This window comes from Larkinella punicea, from assembly GCF_003334855.1.
Classification (GTDB): domain Bacteria; phylum Bacteroidota; class Bacteroidia; order Cytophagales; family Spirosomataceae; genus Larkinella; species Larkinella punicea.
Genome location: NZ_QOWE01000001.1, coordinates 390,719 through 409,901 on the forward strand (window position 1 = coordinate 390,719; position 19,183 = coordinate 409,901).

The window sequence follows — 19,183 nt, forward strand, 5'->3', positions numbered from 1 at the left end:
ATCAGGCGTTATTTGTCTGGTAAACGATGAATCTGATTTTGTTCATATAACCGGTGATAAATATCTTCCGGGCGGTTTAACATTTGCCAGATCTTCGGGTTTATGCAATACATTTAACCGTACCCATGAATTTAGCCGAACTGGTTCACGACCCCGTCAAGGCCGCCAAAGCGGTCAAGTTAGTATACGTCAACGATTCTATACCCGGTATTTACCGCCATCGGTCGGGCGATCAGTTTGTCTACAAAGACCCGAAAGGCCACCTTATCGACGATGACGAAACCCTAGGCCGCATCAAAAAAATGGCCTTGCCTCCGGCCTGGGAAAACGTCTGGATCTGTGCCAAACCCAACGGACACCTCCAGGCCACCGGCATCGACACCAAAGGGCGGAAGCAGTACCGCTACCATACCAACTGGAACGCCATTCGCAGCGAAACCAAGTTCTTCCGGATGATTGCCTTCGGGCAACAACTCCCCGACCTCCGCGCCCGCATCGAACAGGATTTGAAAAACCGGGAACTGACCAAAGAAAAGGTGATTGCGATTGCCCTCAGTGTGATGGAGCAGACGTTGATCCGGATTGGCAACGCATCGTACGAGAAAGAATACGGCCACTACGGTTTGACGACCCTGAAAGACCAACACGTCAACGTGGCGACCTCCCAACTCCAGTTTCGTTTCAAGGGCAAAAAAGGCATTTACCACGACATTACCGTTCGCGACCGGCGGCTGGCCCGGCTGGTGAAAGCCTGTCGTGACATCCCCGGCAAAGAGCTGTTTCAGTATTACGACGAAACCGGCGAACACCGCAGCATCGACTCCGGCATGGTGAACGGTTATTTGCAGGAAGTGACAGGGGAAGAATTCTCGGCCAAGGACTTCCGTACCTGGGCCGGAACCGTCAACGCACTGCGCTTGCTGGCCGAACTGGAACCCTGTTCGACAGACCAGGAAGCGAAGAAAAACATCAATACGATTCTGGAACAGGTGGCCCATAGATTGGGTAACACGCGCACCGTCAGCCGGAAATATTACGTGCATCCGCAGATTCTGGAAGCCTATGAATGCCGGGATTTAAACCCGTATCTGAAGCGCAAAAACCAGTTTCGCCAAACGTCGCCCTATGGGCTGGACCCGATTGAGAAACTGTTGCTGACGTTTTTGAAGGATAAAGTAGAGCAGTAAATCTTTGAAATAAACTGAATTTATAAATACATTACTGTATTATAACTAAATTCAATTTCATGGATTTATTTACGCTCATTACCCTGCTGATCGTTACCTCTGCTCTTTTTGCTTACCTGAATACCCGTCTGCTAAAATTGCCCGACGCCATCGGCATTATGGTCGTCTCGCTGGGCTTCTCGCTGCTGCTGATCGGGTTCCATTCCATCAGGCCCGACCAATTTACGCTGATCCGACAGACCATTGCCGGCATCGATTTCAATCAGGTGTTGTTCGATGTCATGCTGAGTTTTCTGTTGTTTGCCGGGGCCTTTCACACCAATGCCGCCCTTCTCAGAGTAGAACGGCGCTCCGTTATTTTGTTTGCCCTGGTGGGGGTTTTGCTCAGTACGGTGCTTGTTGGAACGGGATTGTACTACAGTGCGCACTGGCTCGGTTTTGAGCTTTCGTACCCGTTGTGCCTGCTGTTTGGCGCGCTGATCTCACCAACCGACCCCATTGCCGTACTTGGCATTCTGGCGCGGTTTAAGTTGCCCAACAGCGTCAAAATGAATATTGTTGGCGAATCCCTGTTCAATGATGGTGTTGGTGTCGTAGTCTTTGCTTCCATTTACCGTATTGTGCTTGGCGGTACTGAAAGCGTAAGCATAGGCGGGATTACCTGGCTGTTTGTGGAAGAAGCCGGTGGTGGGCTTCTCTACGGATTGGTTTTAGGATACTGCCTATACTGGCTTCTGCGCTCGATAAACCACTACCAGACGGAGGTCATGCTAACCATCGCCTTTGTGATGGGCGGCTATCTGCTTGCCCAGAAAATCCATGTTTCCGGTCCGCTGGCCATGGTTGTTGCCGGTTTATTTGTCGGTAACCGAGCCCGTCAGGATGCCATGAGTCAGCAAACGGAGGAATACATCGACAAATTCTGGGAACTGGTCGATGTGATTCTGAACGCCCTGCTGTTTGTTTTGATCGGAATTGAATTACTGATTATCGACTTTGAAACATCCTACTGGATCATCTGTCTCCTGGCGATCCTGATTGTGCTCTTCTCGCGGTTTCTGGCCATCTGGATTCCCTTCCGACTGGCCCGGCGCTGGCTCACGCTCGATTCGAAAGCGCCCCTGATGATGACCTGGGGCGGATTGCGCGGGGGTATTTCCGTCGCCCTGGCTCTTTCAATCAGCAATGCCGTTCCCAACAAAAATCTGATTGTGGCCATCACCTACGCTGTCGTAGTCTTCTCCGTGATCGGACAGGGATTAACGCTGGAACGGCTCATTCGCCGATTGTATAAAACGGACTGAACGCACCACTACGACAATCACGCTGCCTTCACAATGTAGTAAATTCAGGCTTCACCCCTGCGCCCGCACCCACCGGTGATGGTCGCACCGCTGGCAGGTTGAAACCGGCCCTTTGCCGTATTCCACCACCTGGCCACACTGGCAGCAAGCATAAATCCCGGCTTCGGAAATCATATCGAGGGATTCTTTTAATTTATGGGGAAGAATCGGTAAACCCGGCTTTATATCGTCGTCTTTGAACTTAAAAATGCTGACTTCGCCGTTGTGTTCCAGAATCGCCGTCCGAACCTGTCCGAGATGTTCAATACCCGCCATCCGCAGTTCAGCAAACAGCTCATCCAGACCCAGGTCTTCGTCATCGAAGTTCTGCACCAGAATACAGCCATTTTCGATGACGTAAACCGGTTTCCCTTCCAGAAATTCGCGGACGGGTTTGCTCTTGTCACTGAGCCGGGTGAAGAATTTGTAACTGCCCATCATCACCACGAACACCACCGCAGCCGCCAGCAGCGGCACATCGTGGTAGAACATGGGATCGCCCGCGGCTGACCCCAGGCCGATGACCAGCACCAGTTCGAAAACCGAGAGTTGTTTCACCTCCCGCTTGCCCGATATTTTGAGGGCGGTCAGCAAAATCAAAAACATGACAAACGTCCGCAAAGCCACCTCACCGAGGTAACTCAAGGGAAAATCGTGCAGCAACATCCGTTGCCAGTCAAAAGCCTGAATCGGCTCTTCGTTGTTCATCGACCGTGTTTTCGATTTACTCAGGATGCCTTGTCTTTCCGGATTTTCAAGTTCCGGTTGGCCGCCCATTCTTCGGCTTTGGAGGTGGCAATCGGAATCGCCCGTTCCTCCTCCATTCCTTCTTTCAGCAGCGCATTGGCAATCGAAATCGCCTTGTTCCGCACCGGCGCCATAAAATTCTTCAACGACACCGGATAATCCTGCTTCGTCCAGGGCATGATGAGATAAGAGATAAGAGTGATGAGTTAAGAGTTAAAAAAAGCATCGTATCTGTTTTTTTAACTCTTAACTCATCACTCTTAACTCTTATCTCACTTCGTTTGTTGCAGAATCTGGCTGCTGAGCCGCAGGAGTTCGATTTCGGCAATTTTGGTGTTGTATTCGGCGTTGATCAGGCGGGTTTCGGCGGCAACGGCGTTGCGCTGTACATCCCGGAACTCGACCGCCGTCGAGTTGCCAACCCGGTAGCGTTCAAAGGCAATCTCGACGTTTTCATTGGCGATTTTGAAGCTTTCCAGTTCCAGATTGACCAGAATCAGGCTGTTGCGGTATTGGGAGTACGTCTGTTCGAGGGCCTGCTGCAGTTGCAAACGCTGGTCGGACTCCTGGTACTCGGTGATGAGCGCATTCGTCTGGGCATTGGCCAGCAACCGGCGCTGGTTAAAACCGGTAAAAATCGGAATGCTGGCCTGAATGCCATACTGTAGGGCATCGTTGCGGGCACTCCGAACCCCGAAACCGCCCTGGTTATCGATGGCCGTGAAATTATACCCCCCCACCAGATTGACAACCGGCAACCGCTGCGACCGCGCCAGCCGCACGTTCAGGTCGGCAACCCGCCGGTTCAGGGACGCAGCAATCAACAGCGGGTTGTTGTTGGTCAACGACTCCCGAAGCTGGTCGAGCGAAATATCCGTCCGCACAATGATCGTATCCCGAACGGCAAATTCCGTGGCGGGGTCCCGAACGATGAGCGTATTCAACAATACTTTGGCATTCCGCACATTCTGCTGCTGCGTTACCAATGCGGAGCTATCGGCGTTGTAATCGACCTGAGCACTTAGGAAATCGACCCGCGAGCGCGTTCCAACTTCGTAATTGGCACGGGCCAGTTCCAGGCGGTCGCGGGAAATATCCAGCGCCTGCCGGAGTGAAACCAGTTGTTGCAATTGCCGGATCACATCATAATAGCCCGTGGCCACATCGGCCACCGTGGCTTCAATGTTGGCGCGGGTGTTGACTTCGCTAATCTTCACGACTTCGCCCAGGCGGTCGTAGGTAATGAAGTTGCCAAAACCGTTAAAAACCGTCCAGTTTACCCCCACCCCAACCTGCGTGTTCCGGTTGGTGATTCCGTAGAGATTTTGCGGAGGACGCAATCCGTCGAGAAATTCCTGGCGTAAATTTTGTAAGTTGCTATTATTGGTTAGGTTACCCGTTACATTGGGAAAAAAACTGGCTTTGGCCGTTTTAAAATCGGTGCGGGCAATCTGCTCCTGCGACCGGAAGATGCGAACTTGGTAACTCTTTTCAAGAGCCGCCGAAATCGCTTCCTGCAAGGTAAGTGTTTCACCCTCCTGCGTAATGACGGAGGTGCGCCGGGTGCGCGGAGCGAGCGGTTGAACGGGTTGAGACCAGGAAGTAAAGAACGAAAAGAAAAGGAGCAAGCTTAGAAAGAAGCGCATTCTGGTATTATTTTTAAGTATCTGACCTTCAAAATTAAAAGATATTCTGTCATTCTTTGTATACCGGAATTAGATTTGGAGGTATTTCTTCTCTACCGAACATTTTCGAAACAATCTTCCACCAAAAGCGTAAATTTCCGGCATGAACCATCGCTACCTGCTCTTCGGTCTATTCATGGCCCTTTTAACGGCTTGTTCATCCAAAAAAAAGGCCGATTTACTGGTTCATCATGCGGTTGTTTACACGGCGGATTCCCTCTTCACCAGCGCTCAGGCTTTCGCCGTCAAAGACGGAAAATTCGTGGCCGTCGGCTCTTCGGAAAGCTTGCTGAATGACTACCAGGCGGATAGTGTTGTCGATTTGAAAGGGCAGCCGGTGTATCCCGGTTTCTATGACCCTCACGCCCATTTCCTGGGGTTGGGGCAGATGCTGGATCAGGCCGATCTGGTGGGAACAAACTCCTTCGACGAGGTGGTTCAACGGCTTAAAAACTTTTCCGAAAAACACCCCGCCAACCTTTGGGTCATTGGCCGGGGCTGGGATCAGAACGACTGGCGCGACAAGCAATTTCCGACCAAAGAGAAACTGGATGCGGCCTTTCCCAACCTCCCGGTTTGCATTACCCGCATCGATGGCCACGCCGTTTTACTCAACTCCAAAGCGCTACGGCTGGCCGGTATTGCCAAAGGATCAAAAGTACCCGGCGGGGAAGTGGTGCTCGCGAATAACGAACCGACGGGGGTCCTGATCGATAATGCGATGGGACTCGTCCGACGCGTCATCCCGCAGCCTGATGCCAACGACAAGGAACGCATGTTGCTGGCGGCTCAGAAAGTGTGTCTCTCGCTGGGCCTGACGACGGTTTCCGACGCCGGTCTGGATCGGAAAGATATTGAACTGGTGGAACAACTGCACCGGGAAAACAAGCTGAAGATTCGGGATTATGTGATGATCAAACTCGGCGAACCGAATCTGGACTATTACCTCAAACGGGGGCCGTTCCAGACCGACCGGCTGACGGTTCGCTCCTTCAAACTCTACGCCGACGGGGCGCTGGGGTCGCGGGGTGCCTGTCTGCGAAAACCGTATCACGACCGCCCCGAAACCGCCGGTTTTCTACTGCTGAACCCTGCCGAACTGGAACGGATTTTGACCTTGCTGGAAGCGAGCACATTTCAGGCCAATACGCACTGCATCGGCGACTCGGCCAATCACCTGATCCTGGATCTGTACGGCAAACTGCTGAAAAGCCCCAACCCGCGCCGGTGGCGGATCGAACACGCGCAGGTGGTTTCGCCGGACGATTTCTGGAAATTCAACCGGTATTCGGTCATTCCGTCGGTGCAACCCACCCACGCAACCTCCGACATGTACTGGGCCGCCGACCGCCTGGGGCCGATCCGGGTGAAGGGAGCCTATGCCTTCAACGATTTGATGAAACAAAACGGCATGATTGCTTTCGGGAGTGATTTTCCGGTCGAAGCACCGAATCCGCTCTACGGTTTTCATGCCGCCGTGGCCCGGGTCGATGCCAAAGGGTTTCCGGCCGGGGGTTACCAGATGGAAAATGCCGTAGACCGTGCATCGGCCCTGAAAGCGATGACGAGTTGGGCCGCTTACGCCAATTTTGAAGACCACCTGCGCGGCAGCATCGAACCCGGCAAGCAAGCCGATTTTGTGGTGCTGCAACAGGATATTATGAAGATCCCGGCCCCGCAACTCCGAGGGGTGAAGGTGTTGCAAACCTGGATCGGTGGAGAACGACTGTTTTGATCTATATGAGTTGACTATTGAACACTGAATATTGAAATGCAACCCTCTACTCACGTTCACGAGCCCGCTGCCAACCCGTTTCGCCGGACGGTTTACCGGGTACTGGAAACGTCTACCGGAAAAAAACGGGGTTTGAGTCTGGTATTCAACCTGACCCTGATCATCGTCATTACGCTCAATGCCGTTGCCATCATTCTGAACACCGTACCGTCGCTTAAGCTCCGCTACGACCATTTATTCGTTGATTTTGAGATCTTTTCCGTTATTTTTTTTACGGTTGAATACGTCGTTCGGGTCTGGATCTGCGTCGAGAATGAGAAGTATCGGCACCCGGTTTTCGGACGAATCCGGTACATGCTGTCCACCACGGCCATTGTTCACCTATTGGCGATTCTGCCGTTTTACGTAACGCTTTTTCACACCGACCTGGCCCTGATCCGGATTCTGCGGATTTTCCGGATTTTCCGGCTCTTCCGCATCACACGCTATTCCAAGGCGTTTCAGGTCATTCAGAGCGTGGTGGAAGACAAAAAGGAAGAACTGGTGCTGAGCGTCTCCTTCCTGATGTTCATGCTCGTCATCATTTCGAGTGTTATGTACTACCTCGAACACCCCACCCAGCCCGATCAATTTTCGAGTATTCCGGCCACCTTGTGGTGGGGCATCAACGCGATGGCCACCGTTGGCTACGGCGATATTCACCCCATGACGCCTTTGGGAAAAGTGTTGGCGGGTTTGACGGCGGTATTGGGCATCGGTCTATTCGCCCTGCCAACCGGTATTTTAGCCTCGGGTTTTGCCGAACACGTCCGCTCCCAAAAAACTGGTCAGAAGCGGCATTGCCCGCATTGTGGGAAGGAATTGTAAACCGTAACCTTATTTCCCTTTGTATTTTGCAATCGCTTCCTGAATGCGTTCGATGCGGTTATCGGGATCGGGGTGGCTGCTCATGAATTCAGAAGGTCGGTTGGGGCCACCGGCGGCTTTCAGCACTTCCATCACATCGATCATCGCTTCGGGATTATACCCGCTCTCGACCATCCACCGAACGCCGAGTTGGTCGGATTCGATTTCGTCATCACGGCCGTATTTCAAACCAATCAGATTAGCGACGTAAGCCGCAATGGCTGAATTGCGGCCCGGCGAGTTGGGGTCTTCCGTGGCAATGGCGGCTGCTCCGGCCAATCCCTGGGTAAGCTGTTGCTTGGCGATTTGCTCGGCCGAATGGCGACCTACCACGTGCGTAATTTCGTGACCCAACACCCCCGCCAGTTGATCCTCATTTTTCAATTTATCGAGCAAAGCCGCCGTAATGAAAATCTGCCCGCCCGGCACGGCAAAGGCATTAACCGTCTTGTTGTCGGCCAGAACGTGAAAATCAAATTGATACGGGCTGTTTTTCACATCGGTGGAATTGACGATTTTCTGGCCAACGCGTTTCACCGACTGCTGAACTTTTTCGTCCGGATAGAGACCGCCAAACTGCTGGGCCATCTGGGGCGCACTTTCCAGCCCCAACTGAACTTCCTGTTCGGGCGTGAGGCTGATGTGTTGCTTCTCACCCGTCACCGGATTTTCCTGCGTGTTACTGAAGTAGGTGAAAACGGCAATGAGGGCCGCAATCAAACCAAAAATTAAACGACCGGCTCGCGAACGCATGATGTGAGGAGTGAAAGGTTTTTACTTTAGTCGTATACTAAACCAAAAAGTAACAAAAAGTTCTCAGGTAATTTTCAGGAGATTCGTCAAAACCCGGTCTGAAGCCGCCATGATCGTTTTTTTGCTGCCTTTCTTTTCACTGCTCCAGCAACTTTCTTCTCAACTTTCGCTCTGCTGTTAATTCGAAATTATGTTAAAACCACCTGGTTGTAGTTCCGGGAAAAGGATGAAAAGATCAGGTGGTCTGCAAAGGGCGAACAAGAAACGGTTTACTATTTCGAGATTTCAACCCGCCAATCCGGCCCGCTGCTGATTTTATATTTTCGGGCGAAATCTCCCCTATTCACCGCTACTGAAAAATTGAGCAGGCTATTGAAATAGGCCACATTCCCGCCTTCTTTCGACTCGCCGAAGGTATTCACAAACAATACATTACCCTTAAAAACTCTCTTATTTTTATTAAAAATCCGAATGCGTAGGTTTTCACCGGTTTTAGCACCCATTTGCTCAAAAAGCAGTTTGGGAATGTTGGTCCAGACGTTGCCATACTGCACATCCAGCACCGGAACCGTTCCTTTCAGAACGCCATTTTCAAGTACCGGTTTCTGGTACGGTATTTTCCAAACCTCAGCAGGCAGCTTTTTGCCGACCTGTGCCAACGAAATGACCTTAGCCGCCAGTCGGGCTCCCGTGTAGGCATAAACGTCGCGGCCGTGAAAAGTATAGGATTCCGTCGAGTTGCGCAGGCGGTTGACGGCTTCGTCAATTTCGCGCACTTCCTGAATGCCTAGCTTTTCGGCAATGAGCGTGAGCGTTCCATTGTCGGGCGTCACAAAATAATGGCCTGATTGGGTGAGCAGCACCACCGATTTCCGATCCGTTCCCACGCCGGGGTCGCAAACCGAAACGAAAACCGTGCCTTCGGGATAATAGGGAGCCGTTTGCAACAACCGATATGCCGCTTCCCAGATGTTGTAGGCTGGAATGTCGTGGGTCAGATCAAAAATCTTCAGCGTAGGCGACACGCCCACCGCCACCCCTTTCATCGCCGAAACCGCCCCGTCTTTCAACCCAAAATCCGACTGAAAAACCAACACACCATTCTGGGCGAAAAGCGCAGTCGCCATCAGCCAGCCGTGGATCAAAAACAAGGCGGTTTTGCGGTTCATGATCTATCAGTTAAGAGTTAAGAGTTAAAAATTAAGAGTTATTCTACTAAGTTAAAATACGTTAGCCAACCGAACCGCACGGGCGGCCAACTCTTAACTCTTAACTTTTAACTATTTCCCTGCTCCCTTCAACTGCTGAACCAGCCAGGTGGTCATCAGTTCCGTTTGTTCGGGATAGGTCCAGTGGCCGGTGTCTTCGTATAATTTCAACTGTTTCGGAGCCGAAATTACGTTGTAAGAGGCATACATGGAGGTCGGCGGGCAGGTCTCGTCGTTGAATCCCCAGGAATAATAACCAGGTACTTTGATCAGGCGGGCAAAATTGACGACGTCGTAATACCCAACGGTTTTGATCTTGGCGGGTGTGTTGTTGAAAGCCAGTGCCTTCCCGTAAAACAGATGCGGCCACCCGCCAGCCCGGCCTTTCAGATACCCCGTCACATCCGACAAAGCCGGATAATAGGCTCCCAGCCACTTCACACGGCTGTCCAGACCGGCAGTGGTGATCGACAATGCGCCCCCCTGACTACCGCCCGTTACGGCCAGATTGCTGCCGTCATACTGCGGCAAACTCACCAGAAAGTCGTTGGCCCGCACGCAGCCCAGATACACCCGTTTGTAGTAATACCGGTCGCGGTCGTCGAGGTTGAAATTCTGATAACCACCCAGCCCACCGGCACTCAGATTGAGATAAACTGCCGGATCGAGGTTCACCGGAATGCCGTGAATCCCGATTTCCAGGGTAATAATACCCTTTTCTGCATCGGCGATATTGCCGTTGTACGGACGAATCCCCGCCCCCGGAACCCGCAGCAAGGCCGGATATTTCCCCTCCTGCTTCGGCACACACAGAATGCCATACAGCCGGGAGTTGGCGTAGTTCTGAATATTGACCTGATACACGTTCACTTTTTCGGTGCAGCGCTCGGGCAGCAGCGTCATGCGGGCATCGAGCGGAATCCGGCTGAGTTCGGCTTTGGCACTGTCCCAGAACATCTTGAAATCGGCGGGATTTTCGACGGTTGGCACTACCTGCAGCGGGTTGAAACCGGCCGTAGCCAGATTGCGGTAGGTCTTGCCATTGATTTCGGCGGTGGCGATGCAACGCAGAAAACCGGGTGTTTTCATTGTTCCACCATCGACGGTCGTCGTGCCGTTGGCCAGCGTCACGGTTTCCTGTTTCGTGGGCTCCATTTTTTCCGGCCCGATTTCATACCGGATTTTGGCCCCTTTGACGGGATTGCCGTATTGTAAAACGGAAATGGTAAATTTAACAGATTCGCCGGGACGGTATAACCAATCAGTATGATCGGGGGCCACGACGATTTTAATGGGACGTTCGGCGGGTTGGGCCAGGGCACAAACCGTTACAAGCAGGTACAGATAGACCAGCAGGAAGCATTTTTTCATAAGGCTCAGGTGTTGAAATTTTATTCAGCAGTTTTTGTTGGTAAGCAAAAAAGGGCGGTTCTCTACCTGTCCAGGCAAATTTTATTCATCCTCTAACCACTGCATTCATGAAAGACATCACGACCCGCTACACCAATGGCGAAATAACCGTCGTCTGGAAACCGGCCCTCTGTACGCACTCCCGACGCTGTTTTACGGGCTTACCGGACGTTTTCGATCCGCGGAAAAGGCCGTGGGTGACCGTCGCCGGAGCGACAACGGAACGCATCGTGGAACAGATCCATCAGTGTCCATCCGGGGCATTGTCGTATTTCCGGAACGATGCGGTAACGGCAGAGTAATGCCGATACCCCCTGAAAAAGCTACAAAATGATTCATCCCTACAGGATTTGTAATTTGATAATCCCGGAGGGATGAATCATTTTGTAGCCCCCGGTACAACCGGGGGTAGAGATGAACAAGGTGGGTCTAAAATCCCGTAGGGATGACCGATCTAACGCCCAGAAACGGGTATGGCTTGAAAAACCTACAATTTCCCCGTCGAACCATCCGGTTTGACGTAGATGAAATCACCGTTGATCGGCGCACCGAAATAATTGATTTTCAGCGCATCCAGGCGTTTTTTATGAACGTCCAGCCGCTGCTTGAAGCTGTCGAGGTTCCTGCGTTCTTTAGGCGTCCAGCCAATTTCGGCCATCGCAATTCCGCGGGGAAACAGCATGTATTCGAGGTGTTCCGGGGTTTTGACGTATTCCGTCCAGAGGTTAGCCTGAACGCCGATGATGTGTTTTTGCTGTTCTGCCGACAAACTGTCGGGCATGGGTTCGTAGGAATACGTTTTTTCCAGGGGCAGCAACCCGCCAATCGACACCGGTTGCGACACCGTCTTGGGGTCGGCCTGGTAATAATCCAGGTAGAAAAACGTGGTGGGCGTCATGATCGCGTCGTGTCCCTGCCGGGCGGCCGCAATACCGCCATCGACACCCCGCCAGCTCATCACCGTCGCATTGGGCGACAAACCGCCTTCCAGAATTTCGTCCCAGCCAATCATCTTGCGGCCTTTCGACGTAATGAATTTATCGATGCGTCCGATGAAGTAGCTTTGCAGTTCGTGTTCATCTTTCAGCCCCAGTTTTTTGATCAGATCCTGGCAAAACCGGCTTTCGATCCACTGCTTTTTCGGACATTCATCCCCGCCGATGTGGATATACTGGCTCGGAAACAAGGCGATCACTTCGGTCAAAACATCCTCCAGAAACTGAAAGGTTTCTTCCCGTGGGAACAGCACATCGTCGTGAACACCCCAGCGACCCGTTACCGGCACAATTTTGTCGGGATTGCTCCCCAATTGCGGATAAGCCGCCAGCACCGCCATCGAGTGGCCCGGCATTTCGATTTCCGGAATTACCGTAATAAACCGTTCCTGCGCGTATTTGATGACGTCCCGGATTTCGTCCTGCGTGTAAAAACCGCCGTAGGGCGTTTTGTCAAATTTGTTGTTCCGGTAATGCCCCAGCATGGTTTCTTTGCGGACCGAGCCGATTTCGGTCAGTTTGGGGTATTTTTTGATTTCAATCCGCCAGCCCTGGTCTTCGGTCAGGTGCCAGTGGAACGTATTGAGTTTGTGAAGGGCAATTTCATCAATGAATTTCTTCACCGCCGGAACCGGGTAAAAATGACGACCCACATCCAGCATCACGCCCCGGTAGCCAAACCGCGGCTGGTCTTCGATGTCACAGCACGGCACCGACCAATCGACGCCCGAAGCCACCGCTATGCCAAACACCTCGGCGGGCATCAATTGCAGCAGCGACTGCATCCCGTAGAAAAAACCGTTGGGCTGTTGAGCGGTCAGCGTAATGCGTTTGGGCGATACGGTCAGGAAATACCCTTCGCTGCCCAGTTTGGGGTTTTGTTCGGTTACAAAAACGATAGTCCCGCCTTTGCCGGTTTTGATTTTCGGCATCCGACCGGTGGTTTTGGCAAGCTGCCCGGCCAACATCCCGGCCACCCGGCGCACGTCAGCGTTGTCGGTACCGATGCTAATGACGACTTCGTTCGGGAGTTTGAAATTCCCTTTCTGCTCATCGAGCCGAACGGGTTGAGGAACCAGGGCATACCGGCTCGTCTGCGCTTCGGAAACCCGAATTATCAGACAAAATATTACTACACAGAAAAACAATTTTTTCATTCAATATGCGGATTTATTAAGGAATTTCTTCGTGCTCCAGTAAGCTCTGCACAACATAAGCCTGGGTGCCGTAGAGTTTCGCCATTTCACCCAGCCGGGAGACCGTGATCACTAACTTGTTGCGAAAATCCGCCAGGCAATACTTGTCGATGGCCTGTTCGATGGGGCGGGTAATGAGTCGTTCGGCTTTGGCTACTACGCCATTGACAATAATGAGTTCGGGGTTGAATAAATGAACAGCAATGGAAAGTCCTTTACCCAGCTCACCGCCCACTTCATTGAGCAGATCGATGGCCAGTTCATCGCCCGCTTTGGCTTTGTCGATCACCAGCTCGACGTCGATGTCTTCAAAGTTTTCTTCGGCCAGTTTCGAAACGCGTCCTTCCCGCAAACCGGCTTTTACCCGACGCACCAGCGAGGAAGCCGAGGTCAGGGTGTCCAGGCAACCCACTTTCCCACACGAGCACAATTCGCCATCGGCCTGGAGTTGGATATGCCCTAATTCACCCGCAAAACCGGCCAGACCCTGCAAAATTTCACCGTTGTTGATCACACCCAGACCAACCCCCCAGTCGATGTTGATAGACAAAACGTGGTTTTTCCCCTTTGCCAGCCCAAACCGGTGTTCGCCCAGAATGGTCGCCTTGGTATCGTTGATGAGGTAAACCGGCGAGTCGAAACAATGGGCCAGCAATTGCTGCAACGACTGTTCGGGCCGGTTCAGTTTCTTGTAGGTGTAATTGATCCCGGTTCGGGGGTCCACCAGGCCGGGCAGGGCGCAACCGACGCCAATGATGTTCAGGTTGTGTTCCCGAATCCGGTGCGAGATTTCCTCCAGCGGCCCTTTCAGCGATTCCAGAAAAGCCACGGAATCCTCTAAACGCAGGTTGACATCCAGGCGGTCGAGTACGCGGTTGGTCAGATCGAAAACCACCAGTTTAACGTCGTGAACGCTGATGTCGACCACCACAATTGCCTGATTTCCGGGCCGTAGTCCAAACAGCGCCGGTTTTCGCCCGTATTGAGCCGCGCCGGTACCGATTTCCTGAACCCAATTTTCAGTCGCCAGTTCATCGATCAGCATCGTGACGGAAGGAACACTGGCGTGCAACGCCTTGGCCAACTGGGCCAGCGTCCGGGAACCCAGTCGGTACATCTCTTTCAGAATACCGCGCTTTAAACGACTCTTTTTCTTATCGACAATGGATACCGTATAGTTTGCCTCCATAAATACAATACTCTATTAAAACCTCTACGAGATGAAAAGCGATGAAATATAAGAATGATATTTTTAAAATAATTTACTAATAGAACGATTTTATTAAATTATTTACAAAACAGCAATAATTTGCTTTAAACAATCCTACAATTCTGTCAAATCAGGCTCGATTTATACTAAAGCGAAAGCAAACGCAAAATTTACTTATGGTCAGCGCATCGGGCTTAAACTACTTTTCAGCCGTCCTGAGCACTGTTTTCCGTTCGTCCATCCAGGTTCGGATAATCTGGGTGAGCGGTTTGGTTTCGATCAGAAAACCGTCGTGACCATACAGCGAGTCGATTTCTTCGTAACGGGCGTCCGGAATATGGCGGGCCAGAATCTTTTGTTCGATGGGTGGAAAGAGAATATCGGATTTGATGCCGACGGCCAGGGTTCGCGAAACGACTTGCTCAAGTGCCAGGCTGATGCTGCCCCGGTTTCGGCCGACATTGTGCGAATCCATGATTTTCGACAAAATCCAATAGGTGTACGCATTGAAGCGATTGGCTAGTTTTTCGCCCTGGTATTGCTGGTAGGTGGAAGCTTTGTAGTGGTCGAGTTGCTCGTTGTTGTCGAGTGCCTGCGTAAAACCGTAGGTGTCATAGTTGCGGTACGACAACATGGCCACGGCCCGGGCAGCTTTCAGACCCGTCCGGCCGGCATCATCGTGGCTTTCGCGCCAGGTGGGGTCGGTGCTAATGGCCATCCGCTGCGCTTCGTTGAAGGCAATGCCCCAGGGCGACATCACGGCGTTGGAAGCAATCAGAATCAGGTTTTGAATCACTTCGGGTTGTTGAATGGCCCATTCCAGCGCCTGTTGCCCGCCAAGCGAGCCGCCAATGCAGGTTTGAATCTGTTCAATTCCCAACTCCTGCCGGAGCAGATCCAGGGCTTTGACAATGTCGTGGATCGTAATCAGCGGAAACGCGTGGTAAAACGGTTTGCCGGTTTGCGGATTGACCGACAGCGGCCCTGTGGAGCCGTAACAGGAGCCCAGCACGTTGGCACAGACGATGAACTGATGCGCCGGATCGTAGAATTTACCCGGCCCGATCATGCCATCCCACCATTCGCCGGGATCGGCACTCCCCGTGAGGGCATGGCAAATCCAGACGACATTTGAACGGTCACTGTTCAGCGTTCCACGCGTCGTATACGCCAGCCGGAAGCCCGGCAGAGCCGCACCCGACTCTAAAGCGAAAGTGTATTTGTAGTCAAAAAACCGGGTTTCCAATCGGAAAAAGAATTATCAGTTTTCAGTTTACGGTTTACGGTTTTCAGTTTACGGTGGCTGACGCATGAAGCCTAACGCGCCAGCTACCGTAAACTGAAAACCGTAAACTGAAAACCATGAACCATAAACTAAAAGATTAAGCACCAATGGCGGCAAACGCCCGTTCAAGGTCGGCTTTGATGTCGTCAAGGTGTTCGGTACCCACCGACAACCGCAACTGACCCGGCTCGACCCCGGCACTGATCTGTTCGGTATCGCTCAACTGCTGGTGCGTGGTGGCCGCCGGGTGAATAATCAGCGTTTTGGAATCGCCGACATTGGCCAGGTGGCTGATCATCGTCAGGCTGTCGATAAACTTATCGGCCAGTTCTTTCCCCGCTTTCAGCTTGAACGTCAACACGCCCCCAAAACCGCGTTTCAGATATTTTTTGGCCAGTTCATGGTAAGGACTGCTTTCCAGACCCGGGTAGAAAACCCGTTCCACCTGCTCGTGTTGTTCCAGCCACTGCGCCAGAGCAAGGGCGTTTTGCACCGTGCGATCAACGCGCAACGACAGCGTTTCGATGCCTTGCAAAAACAAAAACGAATTAAACGGACTCAGCGAAGGGCCCCAGTCGCGGAGACCTTCGACCCGGGCGCGAATGATGAACTGGATGTTGCCAAACGGCCCGCCAATGCCGAACACGTCGTTGAACACCAGCCCGTGGTAGCCTTCGGACGGTTCGGTAAACTGCGGAAATTTGCCGTTGCCCCAGTTGTAATTCCCGCTGTCGACAATCACGCCCCCGATGCTCGTGCCGTGGCCGCCGATCCATTTCGTGGCCGATTCAACCACGACAGCCGCGCCGTGTTCGATGGGCCGGAACAAATAACCGCCCGCGCCGAAGGTGTTGTCGACAATGAGCGGCAGATCGTGCTTTTTGGCTAAAGCCGCGAAGGCTTCAAAATCCGGAATGTTAAACTGGGGATTTCCAATGGTTTCCAGGTAAATGGCCTTCGTTTTGTCGTCGATCAGCTTTTCGAAGCTTTCCACTTTGTCGCCATCGGCAAAGCGGGCATCGATTCCGAGCCGTTTGAACGAAACCTTGAACTGGTTATAGGTGCCGCCGTAGAGATAGGAAGTCGTCACAAAATTATCACCCACACTTAGAATGTTGTTCAGCGCAATAAACTGCGACGCCTGACCGGACGCCACGGCCAGAGCCGCCACCCCGCCTTCCAGAGCCGCAATGCGCTTTTCGAAAACATCGGTCGTGGGGTTCATGATCCGGGTATAGATGTTCCCGAACTGCTGCAGAGCAAACAGTTTAGCACCGTGTTCGGCATTATCGAAAACGTAGGAAGACGTTTGATAAATGGGAACGGCGCGCGAATTGGTGGTGGGCTCGGGCTCCTGTCCTGCGTGCAGTTGCAGGGTTTCAAAATGCAATGGTGTTGACATACTTGCTGCTAGTTATGGAGTTAAGGATTGGTAAAGCGAGAGTTAGATTCTGAAATTGACGCGCCAGCCGGGACGTTGGAACGTCCAAACGCCGGTTTGCCGGAGTGATGGAGTTGTTGAATGGCGGAGATAAATCCATGGCGCATTCCGTCAACCCGCAGCCGATAGCCTCTCCCGGTTGTCGGTATCGTTGGTGTGTGTGAAATTAGTAGCCCGCCGGGGGCATACAGCATCGGATGTTGGTCATGTGTCTGTTCGATTTATATCTCCTATCGGATGCCGAAGCGATCCGTAGGCGGGATGTAGCACCTTGCCGCGCGGCAGGTTGCCAGAGGTTCACCGAGCCCGGTCTCTTGCCTCTTCTTTATAAATCAAGCGCAGCAGGAAGTCTGCTGCAACGATTCGAGGGTATTCGAACCGTGTTGGAAACTTGATTTGAGCCGCAAGTATAGCGAACGAAGCCCGATGCTGCAAATTTTTTGGCAGGAAACCGGTCGAGCAGGACTTCGACATGGTAGGTATTCCCAATAAAAAACCTCTCATTTCAGGGTCTGACGACCACAAAATGAGAGGTTTCAGGAGTCTGGCGCTGCCCGAAAATTCCGGAACATCGCCGAGGGTATTGACTAGGTCGTCAGCTTCCAGCCATCGCGGTATTGCCGCGAAACAAACTGGTTGGCATCGTCGAAGTTGGTAATTTTCATATTCTTGCCATCCCACATCAGGCGTTGGCGACCGGGGTAGTTGAAGCCCTTGCCGTCGGCTTTCGGCGTCCGGAGCATGTAGCTGCGAATGGCCAGGTTGCCCATCAGAACGGACTCGGTCAGCGGACCGGAGAAGTCGAACGAAGACGTCAACGCTTTGTGTTCCTTGCTGTTAAAACCGGCTTTACAGGCTTCGGTCCACAGAATCTGGTGGCCGTTTTCGGGCCACGGTTTTCCGTCGGCCGGTTTGGGCTTCGGAGCGGCTTCCATTTTCTGTCCGTCTTTGGTATACAATTTCGGGTCATCGCCGTACATGCCGCAGGCAATCAGACCTTTGTCGCCCACCATAAACATGCCGTTTTCGCCACCTTCCGGATAGGCTTCACCCGCGGGCAAAAAGTCGGGGCGGAACGGACGGATACCGCCATCGGCCCAGATCAGTTTGACATCGGATTTGTTTTTAGCCGACGCCGGGAATTTCAGTTCCACGTGCGACGCTGGCGGACAGCCTTCGGGGTTGTATTCCGGCGTCCAATCTTTCAGGAATACTGAGCTGATGCTGGTTTCCACTTCGGTGGGGTAGCCCAGTCCCAGAACGCGGAACGGAATATCCATGATGTGGCAACCGATATCGCCGAGTGCGCCCGCACCGAAGTTCCACCAGCCGCGCCATTTGAACGGGTGGTAAGCCGGTGTGTAGCCCACTTTCTGGGCCGGTCCCAGCCACAGATCCCAGTCCAGATCGACCGGTGTATTTTCGGCAGCCTGCGGCACCGGAATACCCTGCGGCCACACGGGGCGGTTGGTCCAGATCTGAATGGTGTGTACTTTTCCGATCAGGCCTTTGTCAAACCAGTCCACCATCTGTTTCTGCTGCGGGTTCGATGACCCCTGATTTCCCATCTGCGTCACCACCTTGTATTTACGGGCGGCTTCGGTCAGCATCCGGGCTTCGTAAATGTTGTGGGTCAACGGTTTTTGCACGTAAACGTGCTTGCCCCGCTGCATGGCGGCCATGGCCACAACGGCGTGTGTATGGTCGGCGGTCGAAACCGTAACGGCATCAATGTTCTTTCCTTCTTTCTCGAGCATTTCACGGAAGTCCTTGTAACGCTTGGCGTTCGCGTGCTTCGTAAAATTCTCTTTTACACGGGGAAGACCCCAGTCCACATCACACAGGGCCACGACGTTGTTGGCTCCGTTGTTGAACGAGTTGTTGATGTCACTGGACCCTTTTCCACCAAAGCCAACAGCGGCCAGGTTGAGTTTATCGCTGGGCGCAATGAAGCCCGGCCCGCCCAGAACATGGCGCGGCACGATAAAGAAACTACCAGCAGCTAATGCCCCGGCCTGAATGAACTTGCGACGCGATGTCTGCGACGGTTTTTCAGAAGATTGCATAAATCAGATAAGGACT

16 protein-coding genes and 1 riboswitch are annotated in these 19,183 nt (G+C 52.6%); of the genes, 5 read left to right on the forward strand and 11 right to left on the reverse strand.

All coding sequences use genetic code 11. The annotated features are described in order from the left end of the window. Nucleotides 1–125: 125 nt before the first annotated feature. Both DUE52_RS01530 and DUE52_RS01535 read left to right on the forward strand, forming a co-directional pair. Complete coding sequence (locus DUE52_RS01530) at nucleotides 126–1,187, forward strand: DNA topoisomerase IB (protein WP_114404161.1); 1,062 nt, start codon at nucleotides 126–128, stop codon at nucleotides 1,185–1,187. Between the two features lie 59 nt (nucleotides 1,188–1,246). Continuing rightward, on the forward strand, nucleotides 1,247–2,491 hold the full coding sequence (locus DUE52_RS01535) for a cation:proton antiporter (protein ID WP_114404162.1): 1,245 nt from the start codon (nucleotides 1,247–1,249) through the stop codon (nucleotides 2,489–2,491). A gap of 51 nt (nucleotides 2,492–2,542) precedes the next feature. Here DUE52_RS01535 and DUE52_RS01540 read toward each other — a convergent pair whose 3' ends face one another. The 3 genes from DUE52_RS01540 to DUE52_RS01550 form a co-directional block, all read right to left on the reverse strand. Continuing rightward, on the reverse strand, nucleotides 2,543–3,238 hold the full coding sequence (locus DUE52_RS01540) for a DUF421 domain-containing protein (RefSeq protein WP_114404163.1): 696 nt from the start codon (nucleotides 3,236–3,238) through the stop codon (nucleotides 2,543–2,545). A gap of 20 nt (nucleotides 3,239–3,258) precedes the next feature. Next, nucleotides 3,259–3,456, reverse strand: a complete 198-nt coding sequence (locus DUE52_RS01545; protein ID WP_114404164.1) for a DUF2188 domain-containing protein — start codon at nucleotides 3,454–3,456, stop codon at nucleotides 3,259–3,261. Nucleotides 3,457–3,549: 93 nt separating this feature from the next. Beyond that, nucleotides 3,550–4,923 (reverse strand): TolC family protein, encoded by a 1,374-nt coding sequence (locus tag DUE52_RS01550; RefSeq protein ID WP_114404165.1) that lies wholly within the window; start codon nucleotides 4,921–4,923, stop codon nucleotides 3,550–3,552. Nucleotides 4,924–5,065: 142 nt separating this feature from the next. Here DUE52_RS01550 and DUE52_RS01555 point away from each other — a divergent pair, with 142 nt between their 5' ends. Together DUE52_RS01555 and DUE52_RS01560 are read left to right on the forward strand one after the other, a co-directional pair. Further along, a complete protein-coding gene (locus DUE52_RS01555; protein ID WP_114404166.1) occupies nucleotides 5,066–6,697 on the forward strand; it encodes an amidohydrolase in 1,632 nt (543 codons plus the stop codon). Nucleotides 6,698–6,733: 36 nt separating this feature from the next. Continuing rightward, nucleotides 6,734–7,564, forward strand: a complete 831-nt coding sequence (locus DUE52_RS01560) for an ion transporter (RefSeq protein WP_114404167.1) — start codon at nucleotides 6,734–6,736, stop codon at nucleotides 7,562–7,564. Nucleotides 7,565–7,573: 9 nt separating this feature from the next. Here DUE52_RS01560 and DUE52_RS01565 read toward each other — a convergent pair whose 3' ends face one another. From DUE52_RS01565 to DUE52_RS01575, 3 genes are all read right to left on the reverse strand, one after another. Beyond that, entirely contained in the window at nucleotides 7,574–8,356 is a 783-nt protein-coding gene (locus DUE52_RS01565; RefSeq protein ID WP_114404168.1) for a M48 family metallopeptidase, read from the reverse strand. Nucleotides 8,357–8,628: 272 nt separating this feature from the next. Further along, nucleotides 8,629–9,525 carry an SAM hydrolase/SAM-dependent halogenase family protein gene (locus DUE52_RS01570; protein WP_114404169.1) on the reverse strand — a complete coding sequence of 299 codons (897 nt, stop codon included), beginning with the start codon at nucleotides 9,523–9,525 and terminating at the stop codon, nucleotides 8,629–8,631. Between the two features lie 111 nt (nucleotides 9,526–9,636). Continuing rightward, on the reverse strand, nucleotides 9,637–10,935 hold the full coding sequence (locus DUE52_RS01575) for an acetylxylan esterase (protein ID WP_114404170.1): 1,299 nt from the start codon (nucleotides 10,933–10,935) through the stop codon (nucleotides 9,637–9,639). Between the two features lie 107 nt (nucleotides 10,936–11,042). Between DUE52_RS01575 and DUE52_RS01580 the strand changes: the two genes are divergently transcribed. After that, entirely contained in the window at nucleotides 11,043–11,276 is a 234-nt protein-coding gene (locus DUE52_RS01580) for a (4Fe-4S)-binding protein (RefSeq protein WP_114404171.1), read from the forward strand. Nucleotides 11,277–11,461: 185 nt separating this feature from the next. On the opposite strand, the gene DUE52_RS01585 is transcribed toward DUE52_RS01580, so the two are convergent. From DUE52_RS01585 to DUE52_RS01605, 5 genes are all read right to left on the reverse strand, one after another. Then, nucleotides 11,462–13,126: a beta-N-acetylhexosaminidase gene (locus DUE52_RS01585; protein ID WP_114404172.1), complete on the reverse strand. Its 1,665-nt coding sequence runs from the start codon at nucleotides 13,124–13,126 to the stop codon at nucleotides 11,462–11,464. Between the two features lie 16 nt (nucleotides 13,127–13,142). Continuing rightward, on the reverse strand, nucleotides 13,143–14,354 hold the full coding sequence (locus DUE52_RS01590; protein WP_114404173.1) for an ROK family transcriptional regulator: 1,212 nt from the start codon (nucleotides 14,352–14,354) through the stop codon (nucleotides 13,143–13,145). Between the two features lie 220 nt (nucleotides 14,355–14,574). After that, nucleotides 14,575–15,621: a homoserine O-acetyltransferase family protein gene (locus tag DUE52_RS01595; protein WP_114404174.1), complete on the reverse strand. Its 1,047-nt coding sequence runs from the start codon at nucleotides 15,619–15,621 to the stop codon at nucleotides 14,575–14,577. Nucleotides 15,622–15,757: 136 nt separating this feature from the next. After that, nucleotides 15,758–17,062, reverse strand: coding sequence for an O-acetylhomoserine aminocarboxypropyltransferase/cysteine synthase family protein (locus DUE52_RS01600; protein WP_114404175.1), 1,305 nt, complete (start codon nucleotides 17,060–17,062; stop codon nucleotides 15,758–15,760). A 257-nt stretch (nucleotides 17,063–17,319) separates the two neighbouring features. After that, a riboswitch (SAM riboswitch) is annotated at nucleotides 17,320–17,435 on the reverse strand. Nucleotides 17,436–17,688: 253 nt separating this feature from the next. Continuing rightward, nucleotides 17,689–19,167 carry a Gfo/Idh/MocA family protein gene (locus tag DUE52_RS01605; protein WP_114404176.1) on the reverse strand — a complete coding sequence of 493 codons (1,479 nt, stop codon included), beginning with the start codon at nucleotides 19,165–19,167 and terminating at the stop codon, nucleotides 17,689–17,691. Between the last annotated feature and the right edge of the window lie 16 nt (nucleotides 19,168–19,183).